Source organism: Dokdonia genika, assembly GCF_042652845.1.
Classification (GTDB): domain Bacteria; phylum Bacteroidota; class Bacteroidia; order Flavobacteriales; family Flavobacteriaceae; genus Dokdonia; species Dokdonia donghaensis.
Genome location: NZ_JBHSHB010000023.1, coordinates 60756 through 80710 on the forward strand (window position 1 = coordinate 60756; position 19955 = coordinate 80710).

At 37.7% G+C, this 19955-nt stretch carries 22 protein-coding genes; 14 read left to right on the top strand and 8 right to left on the bottom strand.

Annotated elements, in window-relative coordinates:
- Position 1: 1 nt before the first annotated feature.
- Both ACFO5T_RS11470 and ACFO5T_RS11475 read right to left on the bottom strand, forming a co-directional pair.
- Positions 2–1195, bottom strand: coding sequence for a DUF3667 domain-containing protein (locus ACFO5T_RS11470; protein WP_380034515.1), 1194 nt, complete (start codon positions 1193–1195; stop codon positions 2–4).
- 51 nt (positions 1196–1246) lie between these two features.
- The gene (locus tag ACFO5T_RS11475) at positions 1247–2500 is read right to left on the bottom strand and encodes a type IX secretion system plug protein (RefSeq protein WP_380034517.1); all 1254 of its coding nucleotides are present in this window, start codon (positions 2498–2500) and stop codon (positions 1247–1249) included.
- Positions 2501–2913: 413 nt separating this feature from the next.
- Between ACFO5T_RS11475 and ACFO5T_RS11480 the strand changes: the two genes are divergently transcribed.
- The 14 genes from ACFO5T_RS11480 (at position 2914) to ACFO5T_RS11545 (ending at position 16071) form a co-directional block, all read left to right on the top strand.
- On the top strand, positions 2914–4260 hold the full coding sequence (locus ACFO5T_RS11480; protein ID WP_380034519.1) for a Na(+)-translocating NADH-quinone reductase subunit A: 1347 nt from the start codon (positions 2914–2916) through the stop codon (positions 4258–4260).
- Between the two features lie 3 nt (positions 4261–4263).
- Entirely contained in the window at positions 4264–5472 is a 1209-nt protein-coding gene (locus ACFO5T_RS11485; RefSeq protein ID WP_299150451.1) for an NADH:ubiquinone reductase (Na(+)-transporting) subunit B, read from the top strand.
- A gap of 2 nt (positions 5473–5474) precedes the next feature.
- A complete protein-coding gene (locus tag ACFO5T_RS11490) occupies positions 5475–6221 on the top strand; it encodes a Na(+)-translocating NADH-quinone reductase subunit C (RefSeq protein ID WP_021778071.1) in 747 nt (248 codons plus the stop codon).
- The gene (locus ACFO5T_RS11495; RefSeq protein WP_021778072.1) at positions 6221–6868 is read left to right on the top strand and encodes an NADH:ubiquinone reductase (Na(+)-transporting) subunit D; all 648 of its coding nucleotides are present in this window, start codon (positions 6221–6223) and stop codon (positions 6866–6868) included. The genes ACFO5T_RS11490 and ACFO5T_RS11495 overlap by 1 nt, the downstream gene beginning before the upstream one ends.
- A gap of 51 nt (positions 6869–6919) precedes the next feature.
- Positions 6920–7654, top strand: a complete 735-nt coding sequence (gene nqrE, locus ACFO5T_RS11500) for an NADH:ubiquinone reductase (Na(+)-transporting) subunit E (RefSeq protein WP_035334627.1) — start codon at positions 6920–6922, stop codon at positions 7652–7654.
- Positions 7655–7656: 2 nt separating this feature from the next.
- On the top strand, positions 7657–8964 hold the full coding sequence (gene nqrF / locus ACFO5T_RS11505; RefSeq protein WP_298353736.1) for an NADH:ubiquinone reductase (Na(+)-transporting) subunit F: 1308 nt from the start codon (positions 7657–7659) through the stop codon (positions 8962–8964).
- A gap of 204 nt (positions 8965–9168) precedes the next feature.
- Positions 9169–10875: an OmpA family protein gene (locus ACFO5T_RS11510; protein WP_380034523.1), complete on the top strand. Its 1707-nt coding sequence runs from the start codon at positions 9169–9171 to the stop codon at positions 10873–10875.
- 117 nt (positions 10876–10992) lie between these two features.
- Entirely contained in the window at positions 10993–11877 is an 885-nt protein-coding gene (locus ACFO5T_RS11515) for a hypothetical protein (protein WP_380034525.1), read from the top strand.
- Positions 11878–11969: 92 nt separating this feature from the next.
- Positions 11970–12494, top strand: coding sequence for a hypothetical protein (locus ACFO5T_RS11520; protein WP_380034527.1), 525 nt, complete (start codon positions 11970–11972; stop codon positions 12492–12494).
- Positions 12495–12515: 21 nt separating this feature from the next.
- On the top strand, positions 12516–13133 hold the full coding sequence (locus ACFO5T_RS11525) for a hypothetical protein (protein WP_380034529.1): 618 nt from the start codon (positions 12516–12518) through the stop codon (positions 13131–13133).
- Between the two features lie 122 nt (positions 13134–13255).
- Positions 13256–13927 (top strand): sensor histidine kinase, encoded by a 672-nt coding sequence (locus ACFO5T_RS11530; RefSeq protein WP_380034531.1) that lies wholly within the window; start codon positions 13256–13258, stop codon positions 13925–13927.
- The gene (locus ACFO5T_RS11535) at positions 13899–14645 is read left to right on the top strand and encodes a LytR/AlgR family response regulator transcription factor (protein ID WP_298353723.1); all 747 of its coding nucleotides are present in this window, start codon (positions 13899–13901) and stop codon (positions 14643–14645) included. The genes ACFO5T_RS11530 and ACFO5T_RS11535 overlap by 29 nt, the downstream gene beginning before the upstream one ends.
- A gap of 65 nt (positions 14646–14710) precedes the next feature.
- Positions 14711–15073, top strand: coding sequence for a Na(+)-translocating NADH-quinone reductase subunit F (locus tag ACFO5T_RS11540; RefSeq protein ID WP_375252627.1), 363 nt, complete (start codon positions 14711–14713; stop codon positions 15071–15073).
- A complete protein-coding gene (locus ACFO5T_RS11545; RefSeq protein ID WP_380034534.1) occupies positions 15073–16071 on the top strand; it encodes an FAD:protein FMN transferase in 999 nt (332 codons plus the stop codon). Before ACFO5T_RS11540 ends, ACFO5T_RS11545 begins: the two co-directional genes overlap by 1 nt.
- Positions 16072–16074: 3 nt before the next feature.
- Here the strand turns inward: ACFO5T_RS11545 and ACFO5T_RS11550 are convergent, their stop codons facing one another.
- The 6 genes from ACFO5T_RS11550 to ACFO5T_RS11575 all read right to left on the bottom strand — a co-directional run bounded on the left by ACFO5T_RS11550 (position 16075) and on the right by ACFO5T_RS11575 (position 19953).
- Positions 16075–16839, bottom strand: coding sequence for a class I SAM-dependent methyltransferase (locus ACFO5T_RS11550; RefSeq protein WP_380034536.1), 765 nt, complete (start codon positions 16837–16839; stop codon positions 16075–16077).
- A gap of 3 nt (positions 16840–16842) precedes the next feature.
- The gene (map, locus tag ACFO5T_RS11555) at positions 16843–17664 is read right to left on the bottom strand and encodes a type I methionyl aminopeptidase (RefSeq protein ID WP_380034538.1); all 822 of its coding nucleotides are present in this window, start codon (positions 17662–17664) and stop codon (positions 16843–16845) included.
- A 5-nt stretch (positions 17665–17669) separates the two neighbouring features.
- On the bottom strand, positions 17670–18131 hold the full coding sequence (locus ACFO5T_RS11560) for a BT0820 family HAD-type phosphatase (RefSeq protein WP_035328802.1): 462 nt from the start codon (positions 18129–18131) through the stop codon (positions 17670–17672).
- Positions 18132–18240: 109 nt separating this feature from the next.
- On the bottom strand, positions 18241–18627 hold the full coding sequence (locus tag ACFO5T_RS11565) for a DUF805 domain-containing protein (RefSeq protein WP_380034540.1): 387 nt from the start codon (positions 18625–18627) through the stop codon (positions 18241–18243).
- Positions 18628–18758: 131 nt separating this feature from the next.
- Positions 18759–19331 (bottom strand): thioredoxin family protein, encoded by a 573-nt coding sequence (locus ACFO5T_RS11570; RefSeq protein WP_298353706.1) that lies wholly within the window; start codon positions 19329–19331, stop codon positions 18759–18761.
- A complete protein-coding gene (locus ACFO5T_RS11575) occupies positions 19321–19953 on the bottom strand; it encodes a thioredoxin family protein (RefSeq protein WP_380034542.1) in 633 nt (210 codons plus the stop codon). Before ACFO5T_RS11575 ends, ACFO5T_RS11570 begins: the two co-directional genes overlap by 11 nt.
- Positions 19954–19955 lie beyond the last annotated feature (2 nt).

Below are 19955 nucleotides of genomic sequence, written 5' to 3' on the forward strand. Positions count from 1 at the left end.
TTTAAAATAAAAATGCGGTAATCGCAAAAAAGATTACTGCAAATAATGTCGCTCCTAAATAGAATACTATGTTTAAAAATACAAATTTTAGAATTGTCCACCTGCGTTTTTGTTTATAAAAATTACGCAACGCCTTGTAAAAGTAAAATGGACCCACAAGAATGAGTAATAGAGATGCAACTATTTCATCTCCAATAAGTAGGTCTGGAATAATTGCAATAAGCAATACTAAAAACACCCAGCTGAATATGTGAAATATGAAGACTAAGTGCTCCATATAATTAAACTTCTTCTTTGAATAAATTAGCCATAAGAAAAGCGCAAAAATAGGTGCAAAAAAGAATAAGAAAAATGGAATCTTAGAAGCTAGAAATCTTAAAAAACGAGCTGGATTATCTTTAACGCGCTTTATATCCTCATTCTTGCTATATAAAAACAAGTTAGTTCTGGTCTTACTATATTTTAAGCTATCTAGAGCTTCTTGTGGGTCACTTATGTCTGTGTATTCATAAAAGTCGTAAAATATCTCGCCTTTTGTAAATATGTTCTCAAGATAGATCCCGTTTATGGAGCTTTCGGCTCTTGTGTCATAAGGTACTTTTACGATGGAGTCTTTTTTTGCTTCTTGTGCTTGTTTTCTCTCTTTTAGCTTTTTTACACTCTTCTCTACAGTGTTGTTTATTTTTTCTTCAAGGAGTTGTGCTTCTTCATTGTTGAGGTTTTGAAGCTCGTTGAGATCAATGTCTTTTGTGATTTCTTTTATGGAGTCTATATCATCTTTGGCTTGGTCTACATTGAGTTGCACGACACCTTCATCTGTAAAATCTAAGTCATTATTACCATTTATAAAACCTATGATTGCGAGTAATATAAAATAAGAAATGGACGCACTCAGAAAAAACCGAAAGGGGTTTGCATATTTGAGGCGCTTCCCTTCTACATAATACCTTGTGATGGTTCCTGGTTTAAAAAGTAGATCTTTAACGGTGTATCTAAAACGGGAGTCATAAGTAAACACACTCAGTACAAACTCATTAAAGAAGTCTTTTATAGTGAGCCGTTTTGTCGTGTTAATTTGCCCGCAGTATGCACAATAACGATCGGTAAGGTCTAGCGGGTGCCCGCAGTTAAGGCACTCAACGCCACGATATTTCATCGCCTTACGTGAGTTAGATTTTACAGGTGTTTCCTTCATCCCTGTAAATATATGATTTTAGTGAATACGCTTTCGCGAAAGCGTAAAAATCTAATTTGTTATTTGTGAAGAATTAGTTTGACCTAAGCCTACCAGCTCATCAAAACGTCCTCCAGGCTTACGGTAATACACTAGTATTTGATAGTTGTTTTCTGTTTGCCAGAAGTTACCGTCTAGACTATTCTTATAATCTATGCTTCCATCTTTGTTTACTAGCACATAATTGTAATTATAAAAACCTTGTTTAAGTAAGTACGGTAGCTCGTATCTTCTAGTGCGGGTGTTCCACTCCAGTTTTGTGCTATTGTCTATTACATAGTTATTAAAGTTTCCATAAAGATGTATAGACTGCTCATCGAGAAGTTTAGGGTGTCTCAAAGAGAAGTGTATCCATACATACTCTGCCTCGGTAAGAGGTGTGCGACCTTGTAGGGTGTTTATGAGAAAGTTTCCGTTTATATCTGGATTGTAGGTGTAGGGTTGGTCATACCTAGCTGGATTTGAGTATAGGTAATTGTGATACAGGCTCTTGAGCTCTATGCTTTTTATGGCAAAAGTAGCGGCACGCACATCTTTGTTTTCAAAGTTAAAAAACTCATTGCCAGCCCAGAAAGCCGTCTCTTGATCATATCTATACTCGAGTCTGTTACCTATATTATATTGAGGCTCTATGCCTGTAATGGCTGTTTTGAGGTTGTTGTTTTGTATTAAAACTGTGTGAAGATTTTGTTTTGGGTTTATAATAACTTCATCTCCAGAGTCTATAAAAAATCGCAGTACTTGTTTTGTGTTGATGTATTGTAAATCTCTTGACCTTTTTACTTGAGCACCCACATTAAATTGGGGTGAGAATATCATAAACTTACGTGAGAAAACGAGCTCACCTTCTTCATCGTAAATGCTAAGGAGGTAATTACCTGTTTTCGTGAGGCGCTTAGTCATCTGGTTAGGTATAGATAACTCATAGTGCGTGTATAACTGGAGCGTTGCAACCGAGTTTTCAAAATTGAGGATGCGCACATTATCCATCCCGTCCATATACTCAGATCTAGCAAGGCTACTCTCTGTCCAGTCTGCATTGTGATGCGTGATTTTATAAAAGTAATCACGCTCATCTCCATAAATATCGTCAAAAGACAGCGACAACCTGCTACCTAGTTGTAGTATGGGTAAAGATGTTCCAGATGTGCTGGTAGCGTTAAATTGTACCGTTTTAATAAAAGGAGGTTCTGGTACTTCTTGTGCTACCTGTGCAAAGGTGGTAAACGTTGCAAATAGTAAGAAAAGCGTAAAATAATTTTTCATAATGGATCGATGGTTGCCAAATATAAACAAATTTGATGCCGAGATATTGCGTTGAGGTGTGGGTGATGTGATGGGGCACTGTGTTTTTTACGCTTTCGCAAAAGCGTATTTACAATTTTAGAAATTGAAGAAGTTGTAAGGTAATAATTGAATTTTAAAGTACTTAATATTAGTTTGTAATGAAAATGAACCACGAGTAGCGGTGCCTACTTGAAGTCGTTATGAATTTTGTGGAGCGTCTAAGTATAGATTTCTTAAAAAAGTGGCTGTTTATTAAACAGATTGATAAACTCTTATTTAGAAATGTTATAAATAATACTTTCACTTTTTCTAGCTCGGAAAAATGAGACGTATTTTGTAAATTTGCGCACCTCAATTTTAGAGGATTTTAGATAACATAAATCTACTGACATATGTCAAAAGACATCAGAATCAAAAAAGGTCTTGATATCCGATTAGTAGGCGAAGCAGAAAAGACAATTTCTGAAGGGCCTAGATCGCGTACCATTACTATTAGGCCTTCAGATTTTCATCTCGTGACTCCTAAAATGGTCCTTAAAGAAGGAGCTAGCCTTAAGGCTGGAGACGAGATTTTCTACTCAAAGTCTCAAGAAGAAATCAAATTTGTATCTCCAGTTGCTGGAACAATTACAGAAATCAAGCGTGGCGCTCGCCGTGTGATTACTGATATTGTGATTGAAGCAGATTATGCTGGTGCTACTCGTGATCTTGGAGCGTTGAGTCCAACTGCAGATGCTGCTACTGTAAAAGCAAGATTGCTTGAAGGTGGTGTGTGGCCGTTTATAAAACAACGTCCTTATGATGTGGTTGCAAACCCAACAGTATCTCCAAAAGCAATTTTTATATCTGGTGTAAACACTGGACCACTTGCTGCAGATCTTGATTTTGTACTAGCAGGTAAAGAAGCAGCGCTGCAGGCAGCAGTTACAGCATTAGGAAAACTTACAGAAGGTGGTGTACACGTATCTATAAGTTCTAGTGCATCTGTATTTGCAAGCCTTACAGGTGTTACAACATATACAGTAAAAGGACCACACCCAGCTGGTAATGTGGGAACCTTAATAAATAAAACAAGTCCTATTAACAAAGGTGAGACAGCCTGGACGGTTGCAGCACAAGATCTTGTTGTTATAGGAGAGTTGTTACTTACAGGTAAGTTTAACGCACAACGTGTGATATCGGTTTCTGGGTCTTCTATAAAAGCGCCTAAGTATTACCGTACAATCATAGGTGCAGAGGTATCTACATTTGCATATGATGCTGGAGTAGACGGTGATAATAATCGTTTTATCTCTGGTAACGTGTTAACAGGTGCTAAAGTTAAGCCAGACGGAGCGCTTGGGTTTTATGCAACAGAGTTTGTAGTAATACCAGAGGGTGATGATTATGAATTCTTCGGGTGGAATAAGCCTGTTTTTGATAAAATCTCTCCATCTAGAGCGCTTACTTTTTCTTGGTTACAGCCTAAAAAGAAATATGATCTTGATACAAATACAAACGGTGAGCACCGTGCATTTGTAGTAACTGGAAATTATGAAGAGGTTTTTCCTCTAGATATTTACCCTATGCAAATCCTTAAGGCTTGTATGGTAGAAGATCTAGACGAGATGGAGGCTTTAGGAATGTATGAGGTGGCTCCAGAAGATTTTGCACTTACAGAATTTATGTGTGTGTCTAAGCAGCCACACCAAGAGATCATTCGTAAGGGATTAGATGTTATGTATAAAGAAATAGGATAAGTTATGGGAATGAAAGAAAGTTTACATAAGCTTAAAATGAAGTATGAAGGGAAGAAGATGGCTCCGGCTTTCAACGCGCTTCACACTTTTTTATACGCTCCAAACGAGACTACACACAGTGGTGGTCACATAAGAGCGGTAGATGATTTAAAACGTACAATGAACACGGTAATCATAGCATTGATTCCTTGTTTGTTATTTGGAATATTTAATGCTGGTTACCAGCATTATCTCGCAACAGGAGAGATTGAAGCAGCTCAAGGATTCTTTAGTACTAACTTCTGGAATCTAGACAACTTCTCTATAGGAGCTTGGACAGTACTTCCTTTAGTAATTGTTTCTTACGGTGTAGGATTACTTGTAGAATTTATTTTTGCTGTAATAAAAGGACACGAGGTAGAGGAAGGTTACTTAGTAACTGGAATGCTTGTGCCACTTATTGTACCTGTAGATATTCCGTTATGGATGCTTGCAGTAGCAGTTGTTTTTGGTGTAGTAATAGGTAAAGAAGTTTTTGGAGGTACAGGAATGAATATATTAAACCCAGCGCTTACTATACGTGCTTTCTTATTCTTTGCATACCCAACGTGGATGTCTGGAGATAAGGTGTGGGTACACGAAGCAGTAGAGAGAGCAGGAACACCAGATGCTATATCTGGAGAAACTATCTTAGGTAGTTATGCTCAAAATGCAGCAACGATTAATTATGACTACACAGATATGTTCTTAGGATTTATTCCTGGATCTGTAGGGGAGACTTCTAAAATACTCATTATAGTAGGGGCCTTATTCTTAATCTTTACAAAGATAGGTAGCTGGAGAATCATACTTTCTACTATAGTAGGAGCACTAGCAATGGGACTTATCTTTAATGGAGTTGTAGATGCAGGATGGATAGATGATACTAGTAAGTTTTATGGCTTAATGAGTGTTCCTTTCTGGCAACACCTTATAATAGGTAGTATTTTATTTGGAGCAGTATATATGGCAACAGACCCGGTAACTGCATCACAAACTAATAAAGGGAAATACATTTACGGTTTCTTAATAGGTTTTATATCTATTATGATACGTGTATTTAACCCGGCATACCCAGAAGGAGTATTCCTAGCGATCTTATTAATGAACGTATTTGCTCCTACAATTGATCACTACGTGGTACAAGGGAATGTGAAGAGAAGAATGAAGCGTCTTAAACTTAAAACAGCATAACGATGGCAAAGACAGACGGAAACGGATATACAATTCTCTTTGCGACTATTATGGTAGTCGTAGTAGGAGGAGTTCTAGCAGGACTTGCACAAGGTCTTAAGCCTGCTATTAAAGAAAATGAGCGCTTTGAAAAGCAGCAGAACATTCTTTATGCAATGGGCGTAAATGAGAATGTAGAAGGTGATGGAGGTGTAAACTTCATCCCTACAGATAAGGTAGAAGCAGAGTACGATAAGTACATTAAAGAAGCTTACATCATCCAGAATGGTAAAGTGACTCAAAGTGATGAGGCATTTACTGTAGATATGAAGAAGCAAAGCAAGTTGCCTAAAAATGAGCGCAAGATGCCTCTTTTTGTAGGTGAACGTGATGGTAAACAATTTTTTGTTGTGCCTATGTACGGTAAGGGACTTTGGGATGCCATCTGGGGATATGTAGCGCTAGATAAAGATCTAGTAGTACAAGGTGTATTTTTTGATCACAAAGGTGAGACTCCTGGTCTAGGTGCAAACATTAAAGAGCGTTACTTTATGGACGACTTTACTGGTGAGCAGATTATGTCAGACACTCAGTACTCAGGTATCACAGTTGCAAAAGGTAACAATGATCCAAAAAATGAACGTAAGGACGATAATAAAGTAGATGCTCTAGCAGGTGCAACGATCACTGGTGACGGTGTGAGTGCAATGATTAAAAGCACACTTAAGAGCTACGTTCCAGTAATTAAAGATTTTAAAACCAAAGCATAATGGCGATACTATCAAAAAAAGATCAACGACTCATTCTTGATCCATTAGCAGATGATAACCCAATTACTATTCAAGTATTAGGTATCTGTTCGGCACTAGCAATTACTGCTCAGCTTAAAGCGTCTATCGTAATGGCAGTATCTGTACTTTTTGTACTAGGTATTGGTAACGTAGTGATATCGCTTATGCGTAACATCATACCATCAAAAATTAGAATTATTGTACAACTTATCGTTGTGGCAACACTTGTAATTGTAGTAGACCAGACGCTCAAGGCATTTGCTTATGAGCTTAGTAAAGAGCTTTCAGTTTTTGTAGGTCTTATTATTACAAACTGTATCATTATGGGACGTTTTGAGGCTTTTGCTTTAGGTAACGGTCCATACAGATCATTTTTAGACGGGATAGGTAACGCACTTGGTTATGGTGTGATCTTAATCATAGTAGGTTTCTTTAGAGAGCTATTAGGTTCAGGAACGCTTCTAGGTATTAAAGTACTAGGAGATCCTATAGAAAAAACAGGATTATACAGCATAGGCTACGAGAATAACGGTTTTATGTTACTATCACCTATGGCACTTATCGTAGTTGGACTCATTATCTGGGTACAGCGTAGCAAGAACCCTGCACTCGTAGAAGAGAACTAGAAAATGAATTATCACGCTTTCGCGAAAGCGTAAACCTATAAAATCAAAGATATGTTAGAGCATATTGAATTATTTTTCAAATCGATTTTCATAGACAATATGGTATTTGCCACCTTCTTAGGAATGTGTTCTTACCTAGCCGTGTCTAAAAAAGTGTCAACCGCTGTTGGTCTTGGTGCTGCTGTCATATTTGTACTAGCAGTAACAGTGCCTATAAACTGGCTACTTGACCAGTATATTCTTCGTGATGGCGCACTAGCGTGGTTAGGACCAGAGTATGCAGATTATGACTTAAGTTTCCTATCATTCATATTATTTATCGCAACTATTGCAACAATGGTACAACTGGTAGAGATTGTAGTAGAGAAGTTCTCTCCGTCATTATATAACTCACTTGGTATTTTCTTACCACTTATTGCAGTAAACTGTGCCATCTTAGGAGGGTCACTATTTATGCAATCTAGAGATATCCAAACGCTAGGTCTTGCCTTTAACTACGGTATATCTTCAGGTATAGGTTGGTTCCTTGCAATTCTTGCAATTGCAGCGATACGTGAGAAAATACGTTACTCAAATGTTCCTGCTCCATTAAGAGGTCTTGGTATTACTTTTATCATTACAGGTCTTATGGCAATAGGTTTTATGAGTTTTGGAGGAATGCTTACTGGTGGTGACGAAGAAGAAGCTGCACCAGCTACCGAAGCTGCTCAAATAGAGTTACAAGAAGAAAATACGCAACCCGTAGCTATGATCGAGGTTGAAATTGCTAACGAAAAAGAAAACTAATTATGTTACTAGCTGCATCAATGTCTGGCGTTGTTATCGCCACAATCGCTGCCTTTTTAGTGCTTACGTTAATCCTTGTGGGCTTATTGCTTTTTACTAAGCAAAAGTTATCTCCATCAGGACCTGTAACAATTACTATAAATGGTGAAAAAGAAGTTGAAGTTGCCTCTGGAGGTACGCTCTTATCAACTCTTGGAAACAATAAAATATTTTTACCATCTGCCTGTGGAGGTGGAGGTACTTGTATACAATGTGAGTGTCACGTTCTTGAAGGAGGTGGAGAAGCATTACCTACAGAAACACCACACTTCTCTCGTAAGGAGCTTGCTCACGGAGCACGTCTTGCTTGTCAAGTAAAGGTGAAGCAAAATATGAATATCACAATTCCAGAAGAAGTTTTTGGAATTAAAAAATGGGATGCAACAGTTGTACGTAACTATAACGTAGCATCATTCATTAAAGAATTTGTAGTTGAGATACCAGAAGATATGGGGTATAAAGCTGGAGGATATATCCAGATTGAAATCCCTGAGTGTACGATTAACTATAAGGATATAGATATCACGGCTCACCCAGAGGAGCACGAAACACCAGATAAGTTTCAAGCAGAGTGGGATAAGTTTGGTCTATGGCCACTTACAATGAAAAATAATGAGACTGTAGAGCGTGCATACTCTATGGCTTCTTTCCCAGCAGAGGGACGCGAGATTATGCTTAACGTGCGTATTGCTACGCCGCCGTGGGATCGTGCTAAAAACCAATGGATGGATGTAAACCCTGGGGTTGCATCATCATACATATTTGCACAAAAGCCAGGTGATAAAGTAGTAATCTCTGGGCCTTATGGAGAATTCTTCATAAATGAATCTGAAGCAGAAATGCTTTACGTAGGAGGAGGAGCAGGAATGGCACCTATGCGTTCACACCTGTATCATCTTTTCAAAACCCTTAAGACGGGACGTACGGTTACTTACTGGTATGGAGGACGTTCTAAGCGTGAGTTATTCTACTTAGAGCACTTCCGTGAGTTAGAGAGAGAATTCCCTAACTTTAAATTCTATCTAGCGCTTTCTGAGCCTATGGAAGAAGATAACTGGAAAGTAAAAGACTCTACAGATGGAGAAGGAGACGGTTTTGTAGGTTTCATTCACCAAGTAGTAATAGACCAGTATTTAAGCAAGCACGAGTCACCAGAAGATATCGAACTTTATTTCTGTGGTCCTCCACTTATGAACAACGCTGTTCAGAAAATGGGAGAAGATTATGGAATTCCAGATGAGAACATCCGTTTTGATGACTTTGGAGGATAGTATATAATTTCGCTTTCGCGAAAACCTAAAAACCCGATACAGCAATGTATCGGGTTTTTTTATACCCTTTCGCGAAAGCGTACATATCTATTATCATTTTAAAATTACCGTTGCTATACTCAAAACTACCGTTCGTGTAGTGGCTATTTTACACCTTATGTAACTGGTTCATATTTGCATCATTATTAACAACAACTTTTAATTATGAAAGCATTTATGAAAACCGTCGTACTACTCGTAGTATTCGCTTGCACTTGGGGGAGTGTAGCGCAGACACATCCTGACCACAATTACTGGCAGTTGAGTCCCCGAGTAGGATATGATTTTCCTACATATGATAATGATACTCCTTTTATAGATTATCAAGGAGGTATTGAACTGGGTCTCTCTGTAGACTATTACTGGAGATGGTTTGGTATAGGGCTAGATCTTGATTACATTAAAAACAGTCCAGAGAGCACGTTTCCTATAGATAATCTTATAGATATCTCAGGAACAACACTTACAGATTTCTCTTTGAGAGAGGAGGGTATTACTAGACTCTTTTATGGTATAGGACCTAACTTTCAGTATGTGTCACCCAGTAATAAGTTTAAAGCAGAGCTAAACCTTAGAGGTGGTCTTGCTAGTATAAAAGGCGGACTGACTGAGTTGAGAGAGAACACAGTTATTAATGATCGATTAAACTTTCACGCAGGTTATGATGAGGGTAGTGTTCTTACGGGTAAAGCCCAACTGAGATTTACCTATTTCTTTAATCAAACTTTTGGCATACACGCAGGAGCTTACTATATGAGACATTTTGGTGTACAAGAGAGTCTTGATGGTGGTGTGGCTGCTAGATATTATGATGCTACTATTTCAGAGCAGGGTAGCAGTCTCACTGGTGATATTTACACGCGAGCAGAGGCTTGTGAACACGATATATCATCTGTGGGGGTATATGCAGGGGTAACTATAAAGTTAAAATCTAAGCACGATAATAAGTGTTGTACTACTTGTGAGAAGTACTCGCTAGCGGTGACAGCTCGTGATAAGTTTTCAAGACAAGTGCTGCCTGATACTGATGTTGCTTTGCGTGATACTGCAGGTAATATAGTGCAAACGGGAACTACAAATACATTTGGTATAGTAGTTTTTAATGACATAGCAAAAGATGATTATGTTATAGATGGTCAACTTTATGAGGTGGGTCTAACTACTAACAATGCAGGTGCCTCTGAGTTTAAAGAAGGACAGACCCTACAAAAGGAGATTCTTTATGAAGACGAGAACTTTATTCTTCAAGGTAAAGCCGTTATCTGTAATACTGCAACTGGACTACCTGGTGTAGATGTCATTATAAAAAACCTCACAGCTGCAGAACAAAAAAGTACAATCACAGATGAGAATGGTACCTACATATTACATATAGGGCAACGTGGCTCTTATGAGTTGAGAGGTAAGAAAGATAAATATTTTTCTCAAACGGTTACAATAAACCCTGCCGAGTATGACAGAAGTACAACACTCTTTGTAAAACTTGAAATCTGTCTAGAAGAAGCAGAGTGTGGTAAAGCCATTACACTTAATAATATTTTATATGATCTGGATAAATATGATATACGTCCAGATGCACGACCAGAGCTTAATAGACTTGCACAGTTTATGAAAGATAATCCTGGTATACGTGTAGAGGTAAGCTCGCATACAGATTCTAGAGCGTCAGACTCTTATAATCAAACGCTATCTCAAAACAGAGCAAATGCCGCTGTAGACTATGTAGTCTCGCAAGGCGTAAGCCGAAGTAAAATCACAGGTAAGGGATACGGTGAGTCAAGATTACTTAATGAGTGTGCAGATGGTGTTTCTTGTAGTGAGACAAAACACCAAATAAACAGACGCACAGAAATGAAAGTAATCTGTAATTAAAATTAAGTGTTAGCCAAAGGGACTGCTCTATCACAACAATCATTGTTGAACTATGATCTGATAAGGTGTTGATAATTAGCTTAGATAAAGCGGTCCTTTTTTAAATCTAAATATAAAATGAAAACAATATATAAAATAACAATAATGATGTCACTAGCCATTCTAGGAGTGAGCTGTAGTGATGATGAGTGTGGGTATGAAGTGACTCAAAGTATAGATTGCCCGAGCTTAGGGCTTAATATAGGAGACGCTTGTTCTGTAAATAGCGATGGGGTTTCTAATGGGACTGTAAATGAGTTTTGTGAGTGTATTCCAGACTTCACTTTAATTTCTGAATGCCCTGGATTTTTTAAAAATGGTGACTTTGAAATTACAACAGGAGACCCTAATACTGTAATTGATAATGATATTGACTTAGCAACTGGCTGGGGTCCATTATGGCAATCTGGAAGTCTCGCAGACCTATTTGACGATACAACAACAAATTATGGTGGTGGATGTTTTGTAGGGCCTACTCCACAATCTGGAGTTTTTGCAGGTATGTGGGTTGAGAATAATAGCAATGCAGATGCTAGTGCTACATTTAGAGAAGGTTTTTTTAATCAACTAAATGCTGTTATAAGTCCCAATACTGGGACTTATACACTCAGTTTTGATTATGCAAATATGAGTCAACCTTGTGCAACCTCAAATGACATCAAGGTAGGGGTTTATGGAGTTAATTATGATACAAGTACACCGCTACCTGCAAACCCTACTGGAGTAGGAGCACCGTCTAATCTAGATTTGTTTGGTTCTTCAAACACGGTTTACCTTGGTGAGATAACCATCACATCTGGTACTACAAATGTGTACACGAGTGTGTCATTTTCATTAGATACAAATACGTTACCAATGCCAGCAGCCGGATTCAACCATATTATGATATCAAATTCTCATTTACCATTTGAGGACTTTGGAAGAATGTTCGTTGGGTTTGATAACTTCTGTCTAATCAATTAATAATATAAGCCCTTAGAGTTATAGAGCTCTAGGGGCTTAAATTTTAACTAGTAATATTTAGCTATATTTAAGCATAACTAACCATTCTAATTATGAAAACATTCAAACAATTAGCAGTTCTTGCTGTACTATCTGCTTTGTTAATCTCTTGCTGTGACTGTCCGAGCGGCGCTCCAGACCCTCAACATATAATAAGTGAAAACGACGCATATCAATTGCAACAAACTTATTTTAATAACCAGCATAAGTATATTACCATAGGTGTAGAAGGTCAATATCAAAACGGAGAGCCAGATAATGTGGGTGTCATTGTTAAGGATATTGATGATTTACAAAAATATTTGATTAATATAAAAAAAGAAGCCATTGCACAGGGAAAACAAAATCCTGGAGCAGTGATATACTTTGGAGCAAAGAATGATGAAAACAATGTCCCAAGGTCAACTGTTTTTTTTCAAGCGATGCACGCAACTCCAGATCCTGATAGTGAGGATCCAGATTTTCCTGATACTGATGATTATAAGAAATTCTCATATCCACACGCTTTTTATGATAAGTTAGACCCTATGGGTAAAAAACCAGGTGATGCGCAACCTGTTGAAGGAGGTTCTAATTAGTATATTTAAAATAGCAAATTAATGATGAGTGATATTTTGTTAATTGTGACAAAGCTTGTTTTGTTCTTATCTGCAATCATATCTTTTTGGCGTTGGAAGGAGCTTAAGCTAGGAAATCTGATTTACTTTCCATTTTATATGTTATTTGTGGTTTTAATTGAAGTTTGCTCTCATTTCAATGGGATAAGCAGTATTGATAAACTATTGTACACCTTATTTGACATAGTTACATATCTATTTTTTATAAGTTGGTTTTATAAAATTCTTAGCAAGAATAAACTTGTCGTTTTATTAGGTGTATGCTATGTTATTTCATTAATTTTTAGCTTGATACTTGAGGATATAACTGGAGAGTTAAAGATTCAGTCTACAGTTGGAACGATGATAATGTTTTTACTTTCCATTTTGTTTTATACCTCTCTTATAAAATCAAATCAATTAATAGATTTTATTAGGTTACCAGCTTTTTGGATTGTCACTGGTATATTAATTTTTACTTTAGGTTATTTACCTATTACATTCAGTCTTACTAAAGATTTTTTACCTAGTCGTAACGTGGTCTACCTTATTCTGGTAGTAGTTAATGTTCTTTTGTATGGCTTTTTTTCAATAGCATTTTTATGTCCTCAGAAAAGATAGATTCTGTTTTACTAATTTCAGTGTTCTCCATTTTAGCAATTATTGGTGCGCTCATTTTTATTTTTACAGTATTTATAAAGCAGAGAAATAAACTGGTTAAAGAAAAGTATGAGAATCAGATTATGAGTGAGCGACAACAACACGCCCTAGAACTCCAAGCGCTACGATCACAAATGAATCCGCATTTTGTACATAATTCTCTCAATGCAATTCAATATTATATACAGCGCAATGAGGTAGAGCTGTCTGAGATTTATTTGACTAAGTTTTCAAAATTAATACGGTCGTTTTTTACGCTTTCGCGAAAGCGTCATATTACCATAGCGCAAGAGATGTCCTTATTAGAAAATTATCTCTCTATTGAGCAATTACGATTTGAGGACAAGCTTAACTATAGCATCACAAAAGATACCGAGCTTGATGAAGAAGATATTATACCCACAATGTTGTTGCAACCTATAGTTGAAAATGCTGTAAATCACGGTATTTTTCACAAAGCCACTACTGGCACAATAGCGATTCATTTTGGCTACGTGAGTGAAGACTCTTTTAAAGTCACTATAATAGATGATGGTATAGGACTGGTAAAGTCTAAAGCAATATTTGATAACAGCGGCAAAGAACTTAATAACAGGTCGTCTAGCGTATTGCAAGATCGTCTCAAGCTATTAGAATACAGTAATACTTGGAAAGTGAGCTACACACTAGAAGATAGAGAAGATACAGAGGGGGCGATAGCTACTTTAATTTTTAAACCCATAGAAGATGAATATACGAGCATACCTAGTAGATGATGAGCGCAAGGCGCTTGCTATCTTACGTTCTAAGTTAGAGAGGTATTGTCCGCAATTGACTATTGTGGGGGAGAGTCAAAGCCCCAAAAATGCCATTACAGAAATACAAGAGTTACAGCCTGACGTGATATTTTTAGATATCTCAATGCCGGAGATGACAGGTTTTGATATGCTCAAGTCTATTCCTAATCCCGCATTTGAAATCATTTTTGTAACTGCTTATGATGAGTATGCCATCGAGGCAATACGCCATTGTGCTATAGGCTACATAGTAAAACCAGCAGATAAGGATGATCTTATCACGGCGGTCCACAAGGCTATTCAAAACGTAGAGCATAAGGATTCTTTGGCCAAAAACAAGCAGCTTATCGCAAATCTAGGAGTTCAAAATTTTCAAAAAAAGAAGATCGTAGTGCCCACTCAAAAAGGCCTAGAGTTTATCCCTATCCCATCCATCATACGTTGTGAAGGAGTAGATGGCTATACAAAGCTCTATTTAGAAGAAGGTAAAACTATGTTGAGCTCTAATAGTATAGGCCACTTTGTAAAGATGTTAGATAAAACAACGTTTTATCAAGTACATAAGTCGCACCTTATCAATTTAGATCATATCATTGCTTACCTCAATGAGGGGTACGTCCAACTTACAGAGAATAATAAGGTGCCTGTATCCCGTAACAAGCGCAGTGATTTTTTAAATAACTTTAAAAGTAAGTAGTCTCTATAGTCTTAATAATAAGAGCAAATGTGTAAAGTAAGAACTGCAATAATTATCTTTGTAATATGGCAGAACTTCTTACAGAACAAGAGCTTCATAACCTTGCGATGAATATCGTAGGAGAAGATTTAAAGAGTCAAGGCTTTGAGTTTATGGCAGTAAATTCTAAGCTTAAAAAGGACCCGCAGTTTGTGGCTCTAAAGGATAAAAAATTACATTTTGTAATCGTAAGAGCGCGTACATTTCCACAGGATGCAAATGTGTATGATGAAGCTTTTATGATTAAAATGCGTGATCACGCACTCAAGTTTGAAGCACGTACATTTTATGCTGGGGTAGGGCTAGGTCACGGAGACAATTATCAAAAGCCGGTCGAAAAAGATTCGGCTTACAGAGAGATTTATAACGGACTTCAAGAGATTCAATAATGCGCATACTTCTATTACTTCTTATTGCTGTAAGTTTTCTAGCTTGTAAACAGTCACAAACCCCAGACGAGATTACAATAGCAGGCAACGCTTTTGGCACTAGTTATGGGGTAAAATATTTTGGAGAGGTAGCAGAGGCTCCACAAATTAAAAAGGGTATAGACTCTGTGGTAGCAGCAGTAAACCAGTCACTAAGCACCTACATTCCGCAAAGTGATATTTCAAAAATAAATAGAGGTGACACCACGGTTGTTGTAGATACTATGTTTAGGGATGTATTTACGCTTTCGCGAAAGCTAAATAAAGCCACCTCAGGCTACTTTGACCCTACAGTAGGTACATTGCGCAATGCGTATGGTTTTGGAGATACAGAAGCTCTAGAAGCCATAGACACACCTACATTAGACTCATTAATGCAGTATGTAGGTTGGAGTAAAGTACAATTACAAGAAGATGGAACGATAAGCAAGACAGCATCAACTATTTATTTTGACTTTAATGCCATCGCAAAAGGGTATGGAGTAGATAGAGTAGCAGCTTATATGGGTTCAAAAGGGTTTAATAACTACCTCGTTAATATAGGTGGAGAGATAGTAGCCGCCGGGACCAACCTCAATAAAGAACAACGCTGGACAGTAGGAATAGAAAATCTAGATTCTAAAGTGACAGATAGAACTGCATCAGTTCTCGTAACCCTTACAGACAAAGCAATGGCTGGCTCTGGAAACTACCGAAAAAATCGCGTTGACAAAGCTACGGGTAAACAATACGTACATACTATAAACCCACTTACGGGTTCGGCAGAGCGTAGTGATGTACTCAGTGCAACCATTATAGCAGATGATTGTGCCACGGCAGATGCTTGGGCAACTTCTTGTATGGCAATGGGGCTTGAGCGCTCAAAAGAGGCCTTAAAAGGTCAAAATATAGAAGCCTATCTCGTGTATGATGGAGGTGTTTTTATGACTCCAGGTTTTAAGCAATATATACAGAGGTAACTATTACTTGTAGCAAACAGGTATAATCTCACCAGGAGCAAGACGATAACGGTCTACCTCTTCTGGTGTTAGTACAGCCGTATAGTCTACTTCGTCTACTTTAAAACCTATTGATCTAAGCTTTTCAAAATAATCTCTACCATACACACGCACGTGGTCGTACTGTCCAAAGATTTTTGCGCGCTCATCACGGTCTGTGATGGTGTTATCTTCAAAGGTGGTTGCTCTGTTTAAATCTTGAGGGATTTGTAATATCGCCATCCCGCCAGGGCTCAACACACGATATAATTCTTGCATTGCCTTTGTGTCATCAGGTATGTGCTCAAGTACGTGGTTACAAAAGATGAGGTCAAAACTATTTTCGGCAAATGGTAAATCACAAATATCTGCCTTAACATCTGCCAGTGGAGAGTTAAGATCTGTAGTGGTGTAATCTAGGTGTGCGCTTTCGCGAAAGCGTTTATAAAAAGCTTGCTCTGGAGCAAAGTGAAGTATTTTTCTTTCTGCTTTAAAAAAATCTGTCTCACGCTGCAGCCACAGCCATAAAAATCTGTGACGCTCTAGCGAAAGGGTAGATGGTGAGAGTACATTTTCTCTAGGAGTGCCATATCCATAAGGCAAGAATTTTTTAAAGGTCTTACCGTCTATAGGGTCTTCATAGCGATTACCCTTAAGGGTAAGTGCCAGTAGTGGCCGCACCACATAACTCAACCTGATTAATAAAGGTCGAGGAATGGCGTTTAAGAAAAATTTAAAAATTTTCTTCAAAGCTTATAATACTAGCGCTTGCTGGCGAAAAGGAGTTTCCTCATCACTCTCTATGCCTAATGCTTTGTAAATGTATGCAAACGTAGATAGCAGCTCAGGTTTACCATCTACAATGGCAACGTCGTGCTCAAAGTGAGCACTAGGTTGATTATCGCGAGTGGTGATTGTCCAGCCGTCATTATGCTGTTTTATGTTTCTTGTTCCCATATTAGTCATAGGTTCTATGGCAACTACCATACCTTCTATAAACTTTTTGCCACGACCACGTTTACCATAGTTAGGCATTTCTGGGTCTTCGTGCATTGTAGTACCTAGACCGTGACCTACGAGCTCACGTACAACTCCATAACCGTGGTCTTCGGTAAATTTTTGAATAGCATATCCTACATCACCTACGCGGTTACCTATTTTGAGTTGTTCTATACCAACATAAAGAGATTGCTTAGTTACCTCAAGTAATTTTTTTACTTCTGGGCTTACTTCTCCTACCTCAAATGTATAGGCGTGATCACCGTAAAATCCGTTTTTTATAGCACCACAATCTATAGAGATAATATCACCTTCTACAAGTGGCTTGTCATTTGGGATACCGTGTACAACCTGCTCATTAGGACTCATACATAGCGTGTTTGGGAAATCATAAAGACCTAAAAAGCCTGGTATGGCGTCTTGAGATCTTATGTAATCCTCGGCTAGTTTGTCAAGGTAGAGCGTGGTAACACCCGGCTTTACTTCACCAGCTAGCATCCCTAGTGTGCGTGATACTACAAGGGCGCTCTCACGCATCAATTCTATTTCTTCTCTGGTTTTTTGTATGATTGCCATTGCTATTAATCTTCTTTAAAAAGCTCTTCTATACGTGCCATAAAGCCACCTTTAGATTTTTTCTTTTTTGGTGTTTTCTTTTTTTTCTGTGTTGCCTTAAGGCTTTGGGTTTGTTCTTGTCCTTTGCCTAGTTTCTGGTAGATTTCTCCCCAGCCTAACATACCTCTTACATCTCTATCGTCTATAAAGATATCTGCATTTATCTTGCGGCTTATTTTTGGGCTCATTACTTCTTCTGGATAGCTTTTATTTACCGCATAAAAGGTGAGTCCATTTTCTTTGCAAAAGGCTACAGCTTCTTCTAGTTTATCTTGAGATCTATAGGTCCATAGAATCAATAAATTCCCTTCTTGCTGTAATTTTTTAAGTGTGTCAAAAGCAAATAATAATGGCTTACCAATTTTAGGATACGCATTTTCTACAATGGTACCGTCAAAGTCTACCGCTATGGTTTGTGTTTCTTTAATCACTTAAAATTTTATGCAAAATTACAAAAAGAACTACGGTTACGTTTATATAATAAGAAAGGGCTTCTATAAGTTTTATAGAAGCCCTTTTTAAAGTAGTTATTGTTATTTACTGAATAAGATCTCCTTTAGGATCTGGTCCATACTGGTTAGGTCCGTGAGTTCCTTCTGTAACCATAAGTATTAAGAGCCAGATACCTCCTATAATAGGTATAAAGGTAACAAAGTACCAAGAGCCGCTCTTATCTTGGTCGTGCAGTCTTCGCACCGATACGGCTATAGAGGGAATTATTATTGCAAGTATATAAAGCATAAGCAGTAAACCGCCTGCCATCATAAGAGCTTCACTCTCCATCGCTGCCCCTGCTATGAGAGGGATATACAGTAAGAAAGTAAATATCATATTAAATAAATAAAACATCCAGTACTCTTGACGACGTGCTCTACCGTCAAAATTTGCATAGTTGTCTCGTACTACCTTTAAATACCATTCCATAAATTAATTGTGTTTTTTGATTAATGTTAGTGTGGCTAAACTAAAGAATATTGTCTAGCTTTTTACAAGTACTAAAAAATAAAACCCTTCATAATTTATGAAGGGTTTTGATAATCTAAAGGTTGTTCATATTACTCCGCATAAGCGTGTTTATATTCTTGACCTGAGAGTATTTTTACCATATCCTTCTCTAGACTTTCTAACGGATACTCAACCACACGGCCTAGCTCCTTACCATCTTTAGTAAATATAAATGTAGGAACATTTGTTATTTCTTTATGATTTACTAGCTCTGCAGGTTCTGTTTTATCTTCAGAAACGGTTACTATATGAATAAGGTCACTATCGTAATCTATTTCATCAAGCATTTTAAAAAAGGCAGGTACCTCACGCTGACTATCTTCACACCAGGTTCCCATAAATACGGTGACACGTACATCTGTAAGTCCCTTTTTTAAAGCAGGAAGACTTTCTGTATCTAGTGTGTGATCTTTATAGCTCTGTATAAACCATTTATTATAAGCACGAGACTCGAGGGTGTCTCTTTTAAACTCACCTATAAGTATAGGCGCCTCTTCCTCTAGAGGTGCTTCTGTAGCTACTTTTTCTTCTAGCTCTTCGGTAACTTGCTCTACTGTTTTGTGCTCATTACAAGCTGTTAATAGTACGGTAAGAGCGGCAAGAGCAATTATTTTAATTTTCATATGCGTGTTTGTAAGATTCTCCTTTTAAAATTTTAAGCATATCTGCTTCTAAGCTTTCTACAGGACGCTCAACGATACGACCTATTTCCTTTCCATCCTTTTTAAAGATAAAAGTAGGAACGCGTATAATGTTATTTCCTGCTGTAAATTCAGTAGGTTTTTTCTTTGTGCGATCTACAGTAATAAGTGTAAGGTCTTTTTTGCTAAAAGACGCATTGTCTAGTATTTTAAACATACGAGGTGTCTCACGCTTACTATCTCCACACCAAGTTCCCATAAAAGTTGTTATAGTAACGCCTTCTATCTCTTCTGTGATTTCTGGTATAAGTGCATCATCAGTTTTATACCGTGCATAGTTTGTGTTGTACCAGCTTCCAAATGGTGGTTGCTCTAGTGCTGTGCGATCTTCCTTACCCACGAGCATTGTCTTTACTTTAGGTGCAGGCCTTGCAGGTAAGGCAGGTTTTGTTGGGGTGGTAGGTTTTTCAATTCTATTACCTTTTGAAATCACTGTAGCTTTTCCTTCTTTTGGCGCCGTAGCCTGGGTTTCTGTAGCTGTTTTTGAAGTATTACAGCTTACAAGAACTACAGCTAGCAACCCTGTATAAAAGATATTTTTCATTT

What these genes read in the sequence shown, in the direction of transcription:
- ACFO5T_RS11470 (WP_380034515.1), bottom strand. Translation starts at nt 1,195, where the DNA reads ATGAAGGAAACACCTGTAAAATCTAACTCACGTAAGGCGATGAAATAT.
- ACFO5T_RS11475 (WP_380034517.1), bottom strand. Translation starts at nt 2,500, where the DNA reads ATGAAAAATTATTTTACGCTTTTCTTACTATTTGCAACGTTTACCACC.
- ACFO5T_RS11480 (WP_380034519.1), top strand. Translation starts at nt 2,914, where the DNA reads ATGTCAAAAGACATCAGAATCAAAAAAGGTCTTGATATCCGATTAGTA.
- ACFO5T_RS11485 (WP_299150451.1), top strand. Translation starts at nt 4,264, where the DNA reads ATGGGAATGAAAGAAAGTTTACATAAGCTTAAAATGAAGTATGAAGGG.
- ACFO5T_RS11490 (WP_021778071.1), top strand. Translation starts at nt 5,475, where the DNA reads ATGGCAAAGACAGACGGAAACGGATATACAATTCTCTTTGCGACTATT.
- ACFO5T_RS11495 (WP_021778072.1), top strand. Translation starts at nt 6,221, where the DNA reads ATGGCGATACTATCAAAAAAAGATCAACGACTCATTCTTGATCCATTA.
- nqrE (WP_035334627.1), top strand. Translation starts at nt 6,920, where the DNA reads ATGTTAGAGCATATTGAATTATTTTTCAAATCGATTTTCATAGACAAT.
- nqrF (WP_298353736.1), top strand. Translation starts at nt 7,657, where the DNA reads ATGTTACTAGCTGCATCAATGTCTGGCGTTGTTATCGCCACAATCGCT.
- ACFO5T_RS11510 (WP_380034523.1), top strand. Translation starts at nt 9,169, where the DNA reads ATGAAAGCATTTATGAAAACCGTCGTACTACTCGTAGTATTCGCTTGC.
- ACFO5T_RS11515 (WP_380034525.1), top strand. Translation starts at nt 10,993, where the DNA reads ATGAAAACAATATATAAAATAACAATAATGATGTCACTAGCCATTCTA.
- ACFO5T_RS11520 (WP_380034527.1), top strand. Translation starts at nt 11,970, where the DNA reads ATGAAAACATTCAAACAATTAGCAGTTCTTGCTGTACTATCTGCTTTG.
- ACFO5T_RS11525 (WP_380034529.1), top strand. Translation starts at nt 12,516, where the DNA reads ATGATGAGTGATATTTTGTTAATTGTGACAAAGCTTGTTTTGTTCTTA.
- ACFO5T_RS11530 (WP_380034531.1), top strand. Translation starts at nt 13,256, where the DNA reads ATGAGTGAGCGACAACAACACGCCCTAGAACTCCAAGCGCTACGATCA.
- ACFO5T_RS11535 (WP_298353723.1), top strand. Translation starts at nt 13,899, where the DNA reads ATGAATATACGAGCATACCTAGTAGATGATGAGCGCAAGGCGCTTGCT.
- ACFO5T_RS11540 (WP_375252627.1), top strand. Translation starts at nt 14,711, where the DNA reads ATGGCAGAACTTCTTACAGAACAAGAGCTTCATAACCTTGCGATGAAT.
- ACFO5T_RS11545 (WP_380034534.1), top strand. Translation starts at nt 15,073, where the DNA reads ATGCGCATACTTCTATTACTTCTTATTGCTGTAAGTTTTCTAGCTTGT.
- map (WP_380034538.1), bottom strand. Translation starts at nt 17,664, where the DNA reads ATGGCAATCATACAAAAAACCAGAGAAGAAATAGAATTGATGCGTGAG.
- ACFO5T_RS11565 (WP_380034540.1), bottom strand. Translation starts at nt 18,627, where the DNA reads ATGGAATGGTATTTAAAGGTAGTACGAGACAACTATGCAAATTTTGAC.
- ACFO5T_RS11570 (WP_298353706.1), bottom strand. Translation starts at nt 19,331, where the DNA reads ATGAAAATTAAAATAATTGCTCTTGCCGCTCTTACCGTACTATTAACA.
- ACFO5T_RS11575 (WP_380034542.1), bottom strand. Translation starts at nt 19,953, where the DNA reads ATGAAAAATATCTTTTATACAGGGTTGCTAGCTGTAGTTCTTGTAAGC.